Annotated in this window: 15 protein-coding genes; 11 read left to right on the top strand and 4 right to left on the bottom strand. The window is 58.9% G+C overall.

What is annotated here, in order from left to right:
- Nucleotides 1–125: 125 nt before the first annotated feature.
- The 5 genes from K3819_RS08340 (at nucleotide 126) to K3819_RS08320 (ending at nucleotide 5,303) form a co-directional block, all read left to right on the top strand.
- Nucleotides 126–2,576 carry a phage tail tape measure protein gene (locus tag K3819_RS08340; protein ID WP_260329043.1) on the top strand — a complete coding sequence of 817 codons (2,451 nt, stop codon included), beginning with the start codon at nucleotides 126–128 and terminating at the stop codon, nucleotides 2,574–2,576.
- Entirely contained in the window at nucleotides 2,576–3,454 is an 879-nt protein-coding gene (locus tag K3819_RS08335; protein WP_221399004.1) for a phage tail protein, read from the top strand. The genes K3819_RS08340 and K3819_RS08335 overlap by 1 nt, the downstream gene beginning before the upstream one ends.
- On the top strand, nucleotides 3,454–3,660 hold the full coding sequence (locus tag K3819_RS08330; protein WP_221399003.1) for a tail protein X: 207 nt from the start codon (nucleotides 3,454–3,456) through the stop codon (nucleotides 3,658–3,660). Before K3819_RS08335 ends, K3819_RS08330 begins: the two co-directional genes overlap by 1 nt.
- Nucleotides 3,648–4,682: a phage late control D family protein gene (locus K3819_RS08325; protein ID WP_221399002.1), complete on the top strand. Its 1,035-nt coding sequence runs from the start codon at nucleotides 3,648–3,650 to the stop codon at nucleotides 4,680–4,682. The genes K3819_RS08330 and K3819_RS08325 overlap by 13 nt, the downstream gene beginning before the upstream one ends.
- Nucleotides 4,683–4,769: 87 nt before the next feature.
- Nucleotides 4,770–5,303 (top strand): phage baseplate assembly protein V, encoded by a 534-nt coding sequence (locus K3819_RS08320; protein ID WP_221399001.1) that lies wholly within the window; start codon nucleotides 4,770–4,772, stop codon nucleotides 5,301–5,303.
- Between the two features lie 2 nt (nucleotides 5,304–5,305).
- Here K3819_RS08320 and K3819_RS08315 read toward each other — a convergent pair whose 3' ends face one another.
- Entirely contained in the window at nucleotides 5,306–6,133 is an 828-nt protein-coding gene (locus K3819_RS08315) for a hypothetical protein (RefSeq protein ID WP_221399000.1), read from the bottom strand.
- A 164-nt stretch (nucleotides 6,134–6,297) separates the two neighbouring features.
- Nucleotides 6,298–7,257 (bottom strand): hypothetical protein, encoded by a 960-nt coding sequence (locus K3819_RS08310; protein WP_221398999.1) that lies wholly within the window; start codon nucleotides 7,255–7,257, stop codon nucleotides 6,298–6,300.
- 111 nt (nucleotides 7,258–7,368) lie between these two features.
- Between K3819_RS08310 and K3819_RS08305 the strand changes: the two genes are divergently transcribed.
- The 6 genes from K3819_RS08305 to K3819_RS08280 all read left to right on the top strand — a co-directional run bounded on the left by K3819_RS08305 (nucleotide 7,369) and on the right by K3819_RS08280 (nucleotide 11,327).
- Nucleotides 7,369–7,746 (top strand): GPW/gp25 family protein, encoded by a 378-nt coding sequence (locus tag K3819_RS08305; RefSeq protein WP_221398998.1) that lies wholly within the window; start codon nucleotides 7,369–7,371, stop codon nucleotides 7,744–7,746.
- Nucleotides 7,730–8,851 carry a baseplate J/gp47 family protein gene (locus K3819_RS08300; RefSeq protein ID WP_221398997.1) on the top strand — a complete coding sequence of 374 codons (1,122 nt, stop codon included), beginning with the start codon at nucleotides 7,730–7,732 and terminating at the stop codon, nucleotides 8,849–8,851. The genes K3819_RS08305 and K3819_RS08300 overlap by 17 nt, the downstream gene beginning before the upstream one ends.
- A complete protein-coding gene (locus K3819_RS08295) occupies nucleotides 8,844–9,398 on the top strand; it encodes a phage tail protein I (protein WP_221398996.1) in 555 nt (184 codons plus the stop codon). Before K3819_RS08300 ends, K3819_RS08295 begins: the two co-directional genes overlap by 8 nt.
- Nucleotides 9,398–10,252 (top strand): glycine-rich domain-containing protein, encoded by an 855-nt coding sequence (locus K3819_RS08290; protein ID WP_221398995.1) that lies wholly within the window; start codon nucleotides 9,398–9,400, stop codon nucleotides 10,250–10,252. Before K3819_RS08295 ends, K3819_RS08290 begins: the two co-directional genes overlap by 1 nt.
- A 62-nt stretch (nucleotides 10,253–10,314) precedes the next feature.
- Nucleotides 10,315–10,515, top strand: a complete 201-nt coding sequence (locus K3819_RS08285) for a Com family DNA-binding transcriptional regulator (protein WP_221398994.1) — start codon at nucleotides 10,315–10,317, stop codon at nucleotides 10,513–10,515.
- Entirely contained in the window at nucleotides 10,476–11,327 is an 852-nt protein-coding gene (locus K3819_RS08280; protein WP_221398993.1) for a DNA cytosine methyltransferase, read from the top strand. The genes K3819_RS08285 and K3819_RS08280 overlap by 40 nt, the downstream gene beginning before the upstream one ends.
- 562 nt (nucleotides 11,328–11,889) lie before the next feature.
- On the opposite strand, the gene K3819_RS08275 is transcribed toward K3819_RS08280, so the two are convergent.
- Nucleotides 11,890–13,548 (bottom strand): cation acetate symporter, encoded by a 1,659-nt coding sequence (locus tag K3819_RS08275; RefSeq protein WP_074687559.1) that lies wholly within the window; start codon nucleotides 13,546–13,548, stop codon nucleotides 11,890–11,892.
- Complete coding sequence (locus K3819_RS08270; RefSeq protein WP_011333111.1) at nucleotides 13,545–13,856, bottom strand: DUF485 domain-containing protein; 312 nt, start codon at nucleotides 13,854–13,856, stop codon at nucleotides 13,545–13,547. Before K3819_RS08270 ends, K3819_RS08275 begins: the two co-directional genes overlap by 4 nt.
- Nucleotides 13,857–13,928 lie beyond the last annotated feature (72 nt).

Below are 13,928 nucleotides of genomic sequence, written 5' to 3'. Positions count from 1 at the left end.
CAATGATGGCGAACGAAGTCCTCGTCGGTTTAAAAATTGGTGCTGTGGTCTCCGGCAGCCTCAACGCAGCGTTTAGCTCCGCCAAAACCACCGTACGGCAATTGGGCCATGCCGTTGATGGGCTCGTGGGCAAACAACAGCAGATCGGCCACGAACTGTCGGCATCCCTGGCCCGGGGCGGCACGGGCATCGCGCAACTGCGCCGCCAATACGACGCCGTCGGCCAAACCATCGACCAACTCCACGCCAAGCAAGAACGCCTCACCGCCAGCATGGCGCACGGTGAAGCCCTCAGAACCCGGCGCGGTGAATTGCGCGGCCAAGCGATGGAAGTCGTCGGCACCGGTGCCGCGTTGGGCGCGCCAGTCGTTCAATCGATGAAAACCGCCATCAACTTTCAAGACCAGACCCGCGACATTGCCATCACCGGCGGCTTCGACCTCGCGCAAGAACAACGCCTCAGCATCGCCATGCGCGGCGCAGCACTCAGATGGAACCAGACCCAAACCGAAGTCGCCAAGGGCACCGCCGTGTTGATCGCAGGTGGTATCAGCCACCTGAAAGAGCTGGCCGCTTATGCGCCCGTCATGGCCAAAACCGCAACGGCCACCCGCGCCAGCATGGACCACCTCGGCGCGGTGGCCATCGCCCTAAATGACAACCTCAACATTGGCGCCAGCGGCTTTGAGCGCTCGATGAACATGCTGGCCTTCGCCGGCAAAAGCGGCCAGTTTGAACTGGCCGACATGGCCAAATGGCTGCCGCAACTCACGCCACAGTTTGCTGCGTTGGGCATCACAGGCGAACGCGCCGTGGCAGAGATCGGCGCTTCGCTGCAGATCGCCCGCCGCGGTGCCGGCAGCAATGACGAGGCCGCCAATAACTTCAAAAACTTCCTGTCCAAGCTCACCGCACCCGAGACGCTCAAGGCGTTCGAAAAGGCCGGCATCGACCTCAAGGGCAGTCTGCAAAATCTGGTCGGCGAAGGGCTGTCGCCGGCCCAGGCCATGATCAACATCCTCACCCAACACCTGGGCCAAAAAGCCCCGGACGCCGCAGTGCAGTACGGCAAAGCGCTGCACATCAAGGATCAGCACGAACGGCAAATCGCACTGGCCCGCCTGGATGAGGCCTACAAGCTCGGCGAGTTGTTTGCCGACCAGCAAGTGTTGTCCTTCATCCGGCCAGCGCTGGCCAACCAAAAAGACTTGGGCGGCATCCAGCAAGGCAGCAAAGGCGCCGCCGAACAGGGCGTGCTCGATGATGATTGGGCCAAACGCATGGGCAGCGCCAAAGAGCAGTTGAAGGAACTGCGCATCAACCTCACCGACATCGGTATTTCAGTCGGCAATGCCTTACTGCCCGCAATCCTGGAAGTCAGCCGCGCCGTGGTGCCACTCATGCGCTCGTTCTCCACGTGGGCCGGTGAAAACCCGGCGCTCATCAAGGGCGTGGTCGGGTTGGTCGGTGGCTTGCTGCTCGGCAAACTGGCCTTCATCGGCGTGGCCTATGGCGTGAACCTGGTCATGGCACCGATGGCGGCGCTCACCACCACCATCACCGCGTTGTCTGCCAAATTCACCTTGCTGCGCGGTGCTTGGCAGATGGGCAAGTTCACGCCCTTGATCACGGCGTTAAAACGAGTCGGTATGGGCCTGTTCACGGTCGCGAAATACGGCGGGTTGTTCTTGCGTGGGATGCTGATCGCACTGGCCAGCCCACTCAAACTGGTCGCCCAGGGCGGTTGGTTGCTGGGCAAGGTCTTGGGCGGCACGCTGCTGTTCGGGCTCAAGCTTGCCGGCCAAGCCATCCTCTGGCTAGGCCGCGCGTTGCTGATGAACCCGATCGGCTTGCTCATCACCGGCATCGCGCTCGCGGCCTATCTGATCTATCGCCACTGGCAGCCGATCAAAGCGTTCTTCAGCGGCTTGTGGTCGGAGGTCACCGCCGGCTTCAACGGTGGTTTGTCCGGCATTCTCGCGGTATTCGTCAACTTCTCTCCGTTGGGCTGGATCTATCGCGCCTTCGCCGGCGTCATGAGCTATTTCGGCGTCGAGCTGCCCGGCAAATTCACCGAGTTCGGCAGCCTGCTGATCAAGGGGCTGGTCAATGGCATCAGCAACAAAGCCAGCGCGCTGAAAGAAAGCGTGATCGGCATCGGCTCAGCCGTCAAAGGCTGGTTCACCGAAACCCTCGGCATCGAATCACCCAGCCGTGTGTTCATCGGCTACGGCGCCAACATCAGCCAAGGCGCGGCCTTGGGCATCAGCGCTCAGGCGGGTTTAGTACGCCAGGCTGCCCTCGGCATGGCCGCGCAGAGCCGTGTCGACATGGCGCCACCCAATCCTATGCAGGTGTCAAAAGCCAGCAGCATGGCCGCCGGGGCAATGTCCGCCGGCGCAGGCCAAATGACCTTCCATTTCTCGCCACACATCAACGTACCCGCAGGCGCCGCTACCGACGCTATCCAGCAAGGCCTGCAAGCCAGTTACACCGAGTGGATGCGCATGATGGAACGCTACCTTCACGACACCCGTCGCCGTAGCTACGGGCCGCAAGAACAAGGGGGCTTCTGATGTTTGCCATCCTGGGGGACATCGAATTCACCGTCGCCGGTGGTATCAGCGCCATGGAGCAAAGCGGTTCCGCCGACTGGGCCGAACACCGGCGCATCCAGGGCAAACCCATGCTCGAATGGATCGGCGAAGGGCTCGATGAATGCAGCCTCACCCTCCAGTTGCACCCGGCGCTGGGTGACCCTGAGCAACGCTTGCGGGCGCTGCGCCAGGCCAAAAGCCTGCACCAACCGCTCGCGTTTGTAATGGGCAGCGGCGAATACCTGGGGCCTTACGTCATCACGCACCTGAGCAACGCCGTTCGCCGTGCCACAGCCGTTGGCCAGTTGCTGGCCACCACGGTACACATCAGCCTGCGTGAATACACCGGGCCATTCATTCGCAAGATCCATCACCCTGGGTTGCTCGACCCCACAGCCAGCGACAACGCCACCGGTTTCGGTTCACCCGGGGTGATGTCCCGTCAGGCACCATTACCCAGCACCGCCCAACGTGTCATCAGCCAAGCCCGATCCGCCGGCAACGTCTTGCGTGCCGGGCAAAACCTTTACCAGGCCGCCAAAAGCGGCAACCCCTCAATCATCCTCGGCCACGTCCCGCAGTTGTTGGGCGTCACGGCGCGCGCCATCGAGCCCCTGCAAGGCTTCGTCAACGCGGCGGGCCTGTTGCGCAGCGGCGCCGACCTGTCACGGCTAGGTGAAGACGTGCTGGGCAGCGTAATGGGTGCCCGCGCCAGCCTCAACCCGGTAGACCTGGCCAACATCGTCGATCGCCTCGGCGCCTCACACCACGCGCTCGACAAGGCCGTCACCGTGCTCGACAGCGCCAACACGCGCTTGGCCGGGCTGGCGGCCGATATCCTGACCCGGAGCATCTGATGTTCATTTCACACCTCACCACCGAAGGCGAGCGCTGGGACCAATTGGCCTGGCGTTACTACGGCGATGCCCATCGCTACTGGCCCATCGCCGAAGCCAACCCCAACGTACCGCTGACCGCCACGCTGCCAGCGGGGGTGACGTTGGCCATTCCGCTGCTCGAAGCCTTGCCCAACGCACAGGATCTACCGCCATGGATGCGCTAAGCCCGCAACAAATCCCGCAAGCCCGTTTTGTGCTGACCTACCAACAGCACAACATCACACGCGACGTCAGCGAGCACTTACTGTCACTGACCTACACCGATCACCTGACCGGCCAGGCCGACAGCCTGGAAGTCGAACTCGAAGACACCCAAGGCAAATGGCGCGACGCCTGGTACCCAGGCCACGGCGACACCCTGACCCTGGCCATCGGTTGGGAGGGCACACCCTTGCGCACCCTCGGCCGGCTGGAAATCGACGAAGTCGAACTCAACGGCCCACCTTCAACCATCACCATCCACGCCCTGGCCACCGGCATCACCGGCCCACTGCGCACCCTCGAACACCGCGCCTACGAAAACCTCACGCTAGCCGCCATCGCCCAACAAATCGCCAAACGCCAAGGCCTGACCTTGGTCGGCCACATCGAACCCATCCCACTCGACCGCCTGACCCAACAAGACACCGACCTGACCTTCCTGCGCAACCTCGCAGCCACCTACGACTACGCCTTCAAAATCACCGGCCACCAACTGGTCTTCCACGCCATCAGCCAACTGGCCAACGCCGCACCGGTCGCCACCCATCACCTGTCAGACCTGGCCAACATCCACCTGCGCGACCAGATCAAAACCCTCCCGAAAACCATCGAGCTCAAACACAAAGACCCCGCCAAAAAACAACTCATCACCTACACCCTCATCAACAACCAAACCGTCGCCGCCCCCAGCAACGCCACACAAACCACCACCAGCGCCGACACCCACAAAAGCCGCCAACGCAGCACCACCACCGCACAATCCCAAGCCCAAGCCACCGCCCAACTCGCCAAAACCAACCGCCAACGCACCACCGGCCAATGGACCACCACCGGCCAACCCCACCTCATCAGCGGCAACGTCATCACCCTGCACGCCACCGGCAAACTCAACGGCCGCTACCTCATCACCTCATCCCAACACCGCATGACCCGCGACGGCGGCTACACCACCGAACAAAAAGTCAGCCGAATCCCCACCCCATAACCCACACCAAAAACACTGTTGGAGCAGGCTCGCCCGCGAAGAGGCCCGCCAATCCACCCACAATCCACCAGACCCAACCGAGCCCCCATGACCCTACAACTCGAATACGGCGAAGTCACAGCCATAGACCACAAAACCTGCCGCCTACGCGTACGCCTCGATGACCGCGACGGCCTCCAGACCTACTGGCTCAACATCCCCCAACGCAACACCCAAGGCACCCAACGCCGCCCACTCATGCCTGAACTCGGCGAACAAGTGGCGGTGCTACTCGACGCAGACGGCGTGGGCGGTGTTTACCTGGGCGGGATCTATTCAACAGCCGAGCCACCGCCAATGGTGGATGAGGACACGGACTATGTGCGGTTCAGTGATGGGACGGTTATGTCTTATGACCGGGCGGCTGGTGTGATGACGGTGAGTGGCGTGGGGACTTTGATACTGACGTGCGATAGGGATATTACGATTGAGTCGGGTGAATCGGTATTGGTGGTAGCACCTTCGGTCACCTTGGACAGCTCGCAGGTCACGCTCAATGGTGACCTGCAGGTGATCGGCAATATCAATGCAACGGGTGCCATACTTGATTCAGGAGGGAACTCGAATCACCACAAGCACTAGGTTTACTTCTTAGGGGAGTGATATGGGAATTTTTTCTTTTTGTAGTTTTGTGTCAGAGCCAGGGAAAGTGGGGTGCCACTGCCAATACGTTTGAAGTATCGGATGTCCTTGTCCATTGTTGCTTCAGCGCTTTTCCATGTCCCAACGGGTCCAATGGCTGAAAGGTCAAATTCATGCTCCACCAACGCCTGGAGCATTTCAGGATAACGCTTGTAGTAAAAATCCCAAGCGGTTAAAAATTTCACCCGCACAAGCGGTGATTTATGAGTACGCATTTGAAGGTGAATATCCTTCAAAAAACGCACCTGCCACGGCACGTAAGGTGCGTAGTCTTCTCCGGGTAGCTCAAGGTCGAACGGGTAAAGGCCGGTAGAGAGTTTGTTCAGTTCTTCTAGGCTTCGATTGAGATAAACGAACTCAAAGTCATCACTAAAGGGGGCCGTACGGAAAAAACGGTTGTATTTTGTACACTCCGTGCTCATGAAAAGCCCTAGAGATGGAATACCTTTTTCCGCGTTGTGGGCATCTATCAACGCTCCACCAAAAAAACATTCAACGTTATCCAATTTGTAATGTGTGAAGTCTCCTTCTACCAAGACAGCGCGAAAATAGATGTCCTGCCCCGTCAATCGATGATGAAGGTCCTCAGCAAATTCCGTCAGCAGCCAAACGCAATCCTCTCGCGCATGATCAGTGTCAGCATCGGCTGTGTTGTAAACCAGAATGGTGTCGGAAAAAACGATGGTGCTGAAGTTGGTTTGATGATGGGCATTGAGCGTATCAAGGATCGAATAGACCCTTGCTACTTTCCGAGGCGCGGTCCGAGTCATTTCGGAAAACCCCAGAATGTCTATGTAGAGTAGAAACCGACTCATTCCGTGACCTTTTTTTTTGGACTCCAGCCTCAGATTCTGCCCCTCTTGTAGCCCGATTTAAAGCCTGTCGTAATTAGCCCCCGAACCATCGTAAACCCCAACGGCAGCAGCAATATGGCTCACAGTCTCCCGAGTTTCCTATCGGCTGATAGGAATAGACCGCCATTAAAATTGGGCTGCACGGCATCCAACTCTGGGAATTCTGGGTCAATGCCCTTATCGAAGAGTGAGGCATCGCAGTAATCCACGGCGCGGAGGCCGGATTGAAAAATCGGATAAGCGACCTGCATAGGTCTGCCGTCTGGACGTTTTAAGCTTACGGTTCCTATGACCTGGATCATTTCGACTTCCTTACCAGCTTGTCCAAACGGCGCATCCTGTTCCATCACCGTTTTCTCTACGGCGACCCTACATTCAGCAGTCGCATCGTCAGCAAGCTGAAATTGCGCCTCATGCATGAGAAGCATCACGCAGAGCAGAATAATTGGCTTTTGAGCAATGATCGCTTGTTCGTCGAAGCTCAAATGGTTAAAGCGCAAAACAGCCAACAGATCGCCTAACAACTGATCCCCGGTGAAAGCTGGATGGCTGACGATGAAGCTGACCAGATACTGAAAGGGAGCAAAACCGTCCTTGCCAAGCTTGAAAAGCTGCAGCTGCGTGGTTTGACTCTTTTTATCGTCTTTGAAAAACGTGTCAATGCGCGATTTGAGTCTTTCAGGGGTTAGGTTAAATCTCTCCCTAAGGTCCTCAGGTTTACATCTGCTTAGCTGGTATTTCATCAACTTCTTGATGTAGATCGGAATAGGGTTGGCGACATTCAGACCTTGTACATTGGGCATCGCGTATTCTAAAAAATATCTGAAACTCAGGTACATATTCTCCAGCGAGTCGTTCAACAACCCTCTGTTTCTCTCGTCGTTGTGAGCAACAAAATCTGCTGCTTCACGAAAAATTCGGTGCTCCCCGGAATAGGCGCGCAGACGCATAAAAAGGTTGTCGACGTCATTTTCATCAAAATTTCCGGCCTGAATTTTGTCGATCACTTTTTGCGCTTTTATCTTTTCGCTTGCCTTCATCTTCGCCGTAGTCCGTCTTCACGATTTAACGAGTCTGCCATGCAGCCGGGGCGCTCGCATCTTTAAAGATGATTAAAAGCTAATGGCTTTGAGCGACTTCACCATGGGCCCATGACAACGCCCATCCCCCACACCAGCATCACCGCCACCCACTGGCAACCCAAACTCGGCACCACCGCAGAGGTGGTCGAAGACCTGCGCGACATCGACCAATCCCTGCGCATCATCCTCACCACCCCCAAAGGCAGCGACCCACACCGGCCAGAGTTCGGCAGCGACCTGCACCTGTACATCGACTGGCCCACCAACCGCGTCACCCCACACTTGGTGCGCGAGGCCATCGAAGCCATTCGCCGCTGGGAACCCCGCGTCTCCGTAGTCCAGGTCAGCACCCAGATCAACGCACAACAGATCATCGTGCGCGTGCAATGGCGCGTAGCCGGCCAACATCCCCAGCTCACCGAGGTCCCCTATGCGCGACCTGCCTAAACCTGAATTCATCAAAATCGACCCCGCCAGGCTAGAAGCCGAGCTGATCACCCGCTACGAACAGAAGTCCGGCAAGACCCTGTACCCGGCCCAAATCGAACGGCTCTACATCGACCAGATCGCCTATGCCGTGTCCCGATTGCAGATGAGCATCCAGCACGCCGGCGAACAGCTGCTGGTGCGCTTCGCCCGCGGCCCGATCCTCGACTACCTGGGCGAACTGGTCGCCACACCGCGACTACTCGCCAAAGCCGCCCGTTGCACCTTGCGCTTCAACCTGCCGACAAAAACAACCCAACCGCTCCTGATCCCGATCGGCACACAGGTCAGCACCCAAGACGCCAAGCTGACCTTCATCACCGACCGTGACGTAACCATGGCCGCCGACCAATCCCAAGTGACCGTCACCGCAACCTGTACGACCGTCGGCGAACAAGGCAACGGCTGGACTGCCGGCCAGATCAACGTACTCAGTCACTCGCCAGCCGCAGCCCTGACCGTCAGCAACACCACGACCACAGCCGACGGCGCCGAGGACGAAAACGACGACCGCTACCGCGAACGAATCATCCTGGCCCCGGAAGCCTTCAGCAACGCCGGCAGCCGCGCCGCCTATCGCTACCACGCGCTGGCCGTGCACCAATCCATCATCGACGTCGCCGTACATGGTCCCGACGAAGGCCAACCAGACGGCCACGTCGCGCTGTACCCGCTGACCATCGACGGCTTGCCGACACCGCAACTGCTGCAAGACATAGAACGCCAACTCAGCGGCGAAAAACTGCGCCCACTCTGCGACACCGTCAAAGCGATCGCCCCGGTCGAAGTCAGCTATCAAATCGAAGCAAACCTCACTTTTTACGCAACCGCCGAACGCAGCGCCGTCATGGCCGTAGCCCAAGCCGCTGCCAAAACCTACGTGCAAGCATGCACCGCCGAACTCGGTCGCGACCTGGTGCCCGAACAACTCACAGCCACACTGCAAGTCCCCGGCGTTTACCGCGCCGACCTGAAAATGCCGCAGAACATCCGCGAGCTACAGAGCAACGAGTGGGCCCACTGCACCTTAATCAAACTGACCGATGCCGGGGTCGCCCATGGCTGACCAACCGATGTCCCCGGCACTGGCGGGCGACGAACGTTTCACACTGCTGTGTGAACTGCTCGACCAATCATTGGCCGACCTCGACCGCACCGTCATGTTGGTCTACCTGATCGACCTGGTGAAGCCGCACGTGCTCCCACACCTGGCCGATCAATTTTCACTGCTCGATGAAGCCGCCTGGCAACTGGCCGAGTCCGAACAAGCCAAACGCAACCTCATCAAAAACGCCATCGAACTCCACCGTTTCAAAGGCACCCCATGGGCGATTCGTGAAGTCTTTCGCTTGCTGGACTTTGGCGAAATCACCCTCCAGGAGGGCCCACAAACTCAACCCGACATTGACCACGGCACGAAGCCCATCTGGCCGCTGTACCGCGTCATCCTCAAACGCCTCATCACCAACGACCAAGCGGTGCTCCTGCGCCGCGTCCTACTCTCCGTCGCCCCGGCACGCTGCCGGCTGGTCTCACTCGACTACCAGTCAGTCGCCATCCGCTACAACGCAGTCGCCCGCTACGACGGCCAATACAACCATGGAAGCAGCTAATGGCCGACTTACCCGAAGCAAACCAATGGACGCCCGGCGTCTACCAAATCGAAACCTCCGACCCGGTCGTAGGCGGCCCGGACGGCGTCACCAACTTACCGATCAAACAGCTCACCAACCGCACGCTATGGCTCAAAAAGAAGATCGAAGCACTTAGGCTCATCGCAGACAAAGTCGTAGAGGCCACCGAAAAACTACCCGGCATAACCCGCATAGCAACCCAACTCGCCGTCAAAGCGGGCACCGAAGGCGACACCATCGTCACCCCTCAAACCCTCGCCAGCCTTTACCCATTCCGCGGCCGCAACGTCTATTCCAAACCCGGCGTCTACACCTGGGACGTACCGTCAGGTGTAACCAAAGCATGGGTCGTCGTCACAGGGGCCGGCGGGGGCGGTGCACGTTCTGAGAAATTACCCGGTCCCTCAGGCGGATCCGGCGGCGGCATAGCGAGAAAACTCGTCGAATTAAGCGGCATCACCTCAGTGACCATCACCGTGGGCGCAGGTGGCAAAGGCGCGCTCAGTAATGACACCCAGGGTGGAGACGGCGGTACGTCCTCTTTCGGAACCAACCTGCGTGCCGACGGTGGCGAAGGTGGCATGATCGATGGTCATGCACCTCAAGGTCGCGTAGGCGTTGGCGGAGACGAAAACGAAAGCATTGGTGGTGGCGAACACCCCATTGGCGATAGCCACAATACGGGCTTTTTGGGCGGGGCCGGCGGGGGCGGTGAGTCTGGCGCGTCCTGGGACGACGACCTCAAACCCAGAACCCCTGGTCACGGCGGCGGTGGTCGCGGAGGCAGCGCAGCCCCCGATGGCGCGGACGGTCAGGTAACCGTCCAATGGTGATGAGCCTACATGCCCGAGACACACTCAACCTCAACGAACCTTCAGCCCCAAAGGGCCTAAACATGCAAAACATCCGCTGTGGCGAATGCCACCGCAAACTCGCAACTGCGCGAGCCTTCACCGAACTACAAATCAAGTGCCCGCGCTGCGGGACACTCAACCACCTGAAGGCCCCGAGCCTCCTATCCGAATGCCCAGAGCATCTGCCCCCCAGAGCGCAGACGTGCCCCAGCCCACCATTGGAAGCCTGTTCGCAGGCATAGGAGGTTTTGATGTCGGATTCGAAAACGCAGGCTACCGCACCGCCTGGCAAGTGGAACTCAACCCCACAAACCGGGCTGTCCTTACCGACCGATTTCCACACGCCACCCAACACGAAGACGTACGCCACTGCGGCGCCCACAACCTCAGCCCCGTCGACGTCATCACCGCCGGCTTTCCCTGCCAAGACATCAGCAACGCCGGCAGCAGACCCGGCAACCAACACACCCGAGGCCTACGCGGCGAACGCAGCGGCCTGTTTTGGGAAGTCATACGCATCCTCCAAGAGACACAACCTCGCTGGGTGGTGCTTGAGAATGTCGTTAACCTGCTCGCTATCAACGATAGCCACGACTTTGAAACAGTCATCCGGGCCCTTGCGGACAGCGGGTATGTGGGATTCTGGCGAGTGCTTAATGCTCAATATTTCGGAGTCCCCCAGCAACGTCGCCGAATATTCCTGGTCGCAGGTCATCGACGAATGCCCCCCATGGAGCTGCTGGCTGACGCTGCGCCAGTGGAAGCAATACCTCCAGCGTCTAGCAAGATCCAATGGCCACGCCCAGCGGATGCATGGGCTGCCAATACTCTATTGGCAAACAAAGCCGGCTCCCAAATCGCTATGGGCTGTACCACTTTCATCGCTCAACCGAACGGATGGCATCAGATGGCTGAGCGGCAGCGAGCGTCTGAAAATGATGGGCTTTGCCTCGGACTGGATGCGGCCAACCTTGCAGAAGCTTTCGCTGCCGGAAACGCCGTCGTACCGCAAATCGCACAATGGATCGCCGAAAAACTAATCAAAGCCACCTAAAACCAACAGCGGGAACCTAGTTCCCGCTACCATTCCTGCAATTCCTTTGCACCCCACGCAAAAGCACCGCCCCCCATTTACCTCACACTAACGCCCAAGTTTTAAGCGCGCGGCATCACCAAACACGCCCCGCTCCTCCCCACTCAAAACGATGAGCGTTAGCTCGAGTACCGCTTTTGATCGCAGGGCCCGTCGGCAGGCTGAGTGGAGGGATTGATCCGGGGGTGGGAGCGCAGCGACCGTGCGGCGCAGCCGCATGCATCGAGAGGAGGTGCAGCGAAGCAAACCGTAGGCGATGCCCCCGGATCGATCCCGGAGCGAAGGAACCCGAGCCACAGCGAGGGCCGTACGCCAGGGTAAAGCCTTTTTGGTTACTTTTTTCTGGGCCGGCATTCCGGGCGTTTGGAAAAAGTGACCCGCCGTAAGGGCGGAACCCCAAGAAGCCGTTACCGCAGCAACGGATATACACCCAACCCCCAAGAACATCCGATAACCGCCCACAAAAAAATGCCCCAATCTCTCGATCAGGGCATTTCCATTCAACCTAACCTACACAAAAACCTCAGTGCGAAACCGCCCCACTAGCCCCCAACCCAGTCTGCGAACGCACAAACTGCGGGAAGAACGCCGCACGCTCGTTCTCTGCCGCCACCGACTTATCGGTGATCGAGAAGAACCAGATCCCGATAAACGCAATGATCATCGAGAACAACGCAGGATACTCGTAAGGGAAAATCGCCTTCTCATGATGCAGAATCTGCACCCAGATGGTCGGGCCAAGAATCATCAGACCCACCGCACTCACCAGACCCAGCCAGCCGCCAATCATGGCGCCACGGGTGGTCAGTTTCTTCCAGTACATCGAAAGCAGCAGTACCGGGAAGTTGCAGCTCGCCGCGATGGAGAACGCCAGACCAACCATGAACGCAATGTTCTGGCTTTCGAACAGGATGCCCAGGCCGATGGCCAGAACGCCCAGTGCGATGGTGGTGATCTTCGAAACGCGGATTTCATCCTTCTCGTTGGCCTTGCCCTTCTTGATCACGCTGGCATACAGGTCGTGAGACACCGCTGAAGCACCGGCCAGGGTCAGGCCGGCCACTACTGCCAGAATGGTCGCGAACGCCACCGCCGAGATGAAGCCGAGGAACACGCTGCCGCCCACGGCGTTGGCCAGGTGCACCGCCGCCATGTTGTTGCCGCCGAGCAGAGCGCCCGCTGCATCTTTAAAGGCCGGGTTGGTGCTGACCAGCAGGATCGCGCCGAAGCCGATGATGAAGGTCAGGATGTAGAAGTAGCCAATGAAACCGGTCGCGTACAGCACGCTCTTGCGGGCTTCTTTCGCGTCGCTGACAGTGAAGAAGCGCATCAGGATGTGCGGCAGGCCGGCGGTACCGAACATCAGTGCCAGACCCAGGGAGAACGCCGAGATCGGGTCTTTTACCAAGCCGCCCGGGCTCATGATCGCTTCGCCCTTGGCGTGGACCTTGATGGCTTCGGAGAACAGGGTGTTGAAGTCGAAGTTGACGTGCTTCATCACCATCAGCGCCATGAACGAGGCACCGGACAGCAACAGCACCGCCTTGATGATCTGCACCCAGGTGGTCGCCAGCATGCCGCCGAACAGCACGTACATGCACATCAGGATACCGACCAGGATCACCGCAACGTGGTAGTCGAGACCGAACAGCAGCTGGATCAGCTTGCCGGCACCGACCATTTGCGCGATCAGGTAGAACGCCACCACCACCAGCGAACCGCAGGCAGACAGCGTGCGGATCTGGGTTTGCCCGAGGCGGTAGGACGCCACGTCGGCAAAGGTGTATTTGCCCAGGTTACGCAGGCGCTCGGCGATCAGGAACAGAATGATCGGCCAGCCCACCAGGAAGCCGATCGAGTAGATCAGGCCGTCGTAGCCGGAGGTGAACACCAGCGCGGAAATCCCCAGGAAGGACGCCGCCGACATGTAGTCACCGGCAATCGCCAGACCGTTCTGGAACCCGGTGATCTTGCCGCCCGCCGCATAGTAGTCGGCCGCCGAGTTGTTGCGCTTGGACGCCCAGTAAGTGATGCACAGGGTCGCGCCAACGAACGCCACGAACATGACGATCGCGGAAACGTTGAGCGGTTGTTTGTGGACTTCGCCGGTCAGGGCGTCAGCGGCCCAGACGGCTGGAGCAAACGCTGCGATGCTCAAAAGAGCCAGTAGACGCCGGATCATTGCTGAGCCTCCTTGAGAATCGCGTTGTTCAGGTCGTCGAACTCGCCATTGGCGCGGCGCACGTAAATGCCGGTCAGGATGAAGGCCGAGACAATCAGTCCGACACCGATCGGGATACCCCAGGTGATGGATGATTCGGGGCTGATTTTCGTCCCGAGCACTTGCGGCCCGTACGCGATCAGAAGGATGAAGCCGGAGTAGAGCCCGAGCATGATCGCCGAGAGTATCCAGGCGAACCTTTCTCTTTTCTTGACCAGCTCCTTGAAGCGCGGGCTGTTCTGAATCGAGAGGTAAATGCTGTCGTTCATTGTTTTTATCCTCGCAGCACAGATTTTTATTTTTGGAACGTATCCACTGTATGCGGCTGCGAGCCGGGTTCC

Origin of the sequence: Pseudomonas sp. 3-2 (genome assembly GCF_019710535.1) — a bacterium.
Classification (GTDB): Bacteria; Pseudomonadota; Gammaproteobacteria; order Pseudomonadales; family Pseudomonadaceae; genus Aquipseudomonas; species Aquipseudomonas pharyngis.
This window is presented reverse-complemented; position numbering and strand designations above follow the sequence as displayed.

Excerpts from the sequence above, each read along its gene's own strand:
- K3819_RS08335 (WP_221399004.1), top strand. The coding sequence starts at position 2,576 with ATGTTTGCCATCCTGGGGGACATCGAATTCACCGTCGCCGGTGGTATC.
- K3819_RS08270 (WP_011333111.1), bottom strand. The coding sequence starts at position 13,856 with ATGAACGACAGCATTTACCTCTCGATTCAGAACAGCCCGCGCTTCAAG.
- K3819_RS08285 (WP_221398994.1), top strand. The coding sequence starts at position 10,315 with ATGCAAAACATCCGCTGTGGCGAATGCCACCGCAAACTCGCAACTGCG.
- K3819_RS08290 (WP_221398995.1), top strand. The coding sequence starts at position 9,398 with ATGGCCGACTTACCCGAAGCAAACCAATGGACGCCCGGCGTCTACCAA.
- K3819_RS08325 (WP_221399002.1), top strand. The coding sequence starts at position 3,648 with ATGGATGCGCTAAGCCCGCAACAAATCCCGCAAGCCCGTTTTGTGCTG.
- K3819_RS08330 (WP_221399003.1), top strand. The coding sequence starts at position 3,454 with ATGTTCATTTCACACCTCACCACCGAAGGCGAGCGCTGGGACCAATTG.
- K3819_RS08295 (WP_221398996.1), top strand. The coding sequence starts at position 8,844 with ATGGCTGACCAACCGATGTCCCCGGCACTGGCGGGCGACGAACGTTTC.
- K3819_RS08305 (WP_221398998.1), top strand. The coding sequence starts at position 7,369 with ATGACAACGCCCATCCCCCACACCAGCATCACCGCCACCCACTGGCAA.
- K3819_RS08300 (WP_221398997.1), top strand. The coding sequence starts at position 7,730 with ATGCGCGACCTGCCTAAACCTGAATTCATCAAAATCGACCCCGCCAGG.
- K3819_RS08275 (WP_074687559.1), bottom strand. The coding sequence starts at position 13,548 with ATGATCCGGCGTCTACTGGCTCTTTTGAGCATCGCAGCGTTTGCTCCA.
- K3819_RS08320 (WP_221399001.1), top strand. The coding sequence starts at position 4,770 with ATGACCCTACAACTCGAATACGGCGAAGTCACAGCCATAGACCACAAA.
- K3819_RS08315 (WP_221399000.1), bottom strand. The coding sequence starts at position 6,133 with ATGACTCGGACCGCGCCTCGGAAAGTAGCAAGGGTCTATTCGATCCTT.
- K3819_RS08310 (WP_221398999.1), bottom strand. The coding sequence starts at position 7,257 with ATGAAGGCAAGCGAAAAGATAAAAGCGCAAAAAGTGATCGACAAAATT.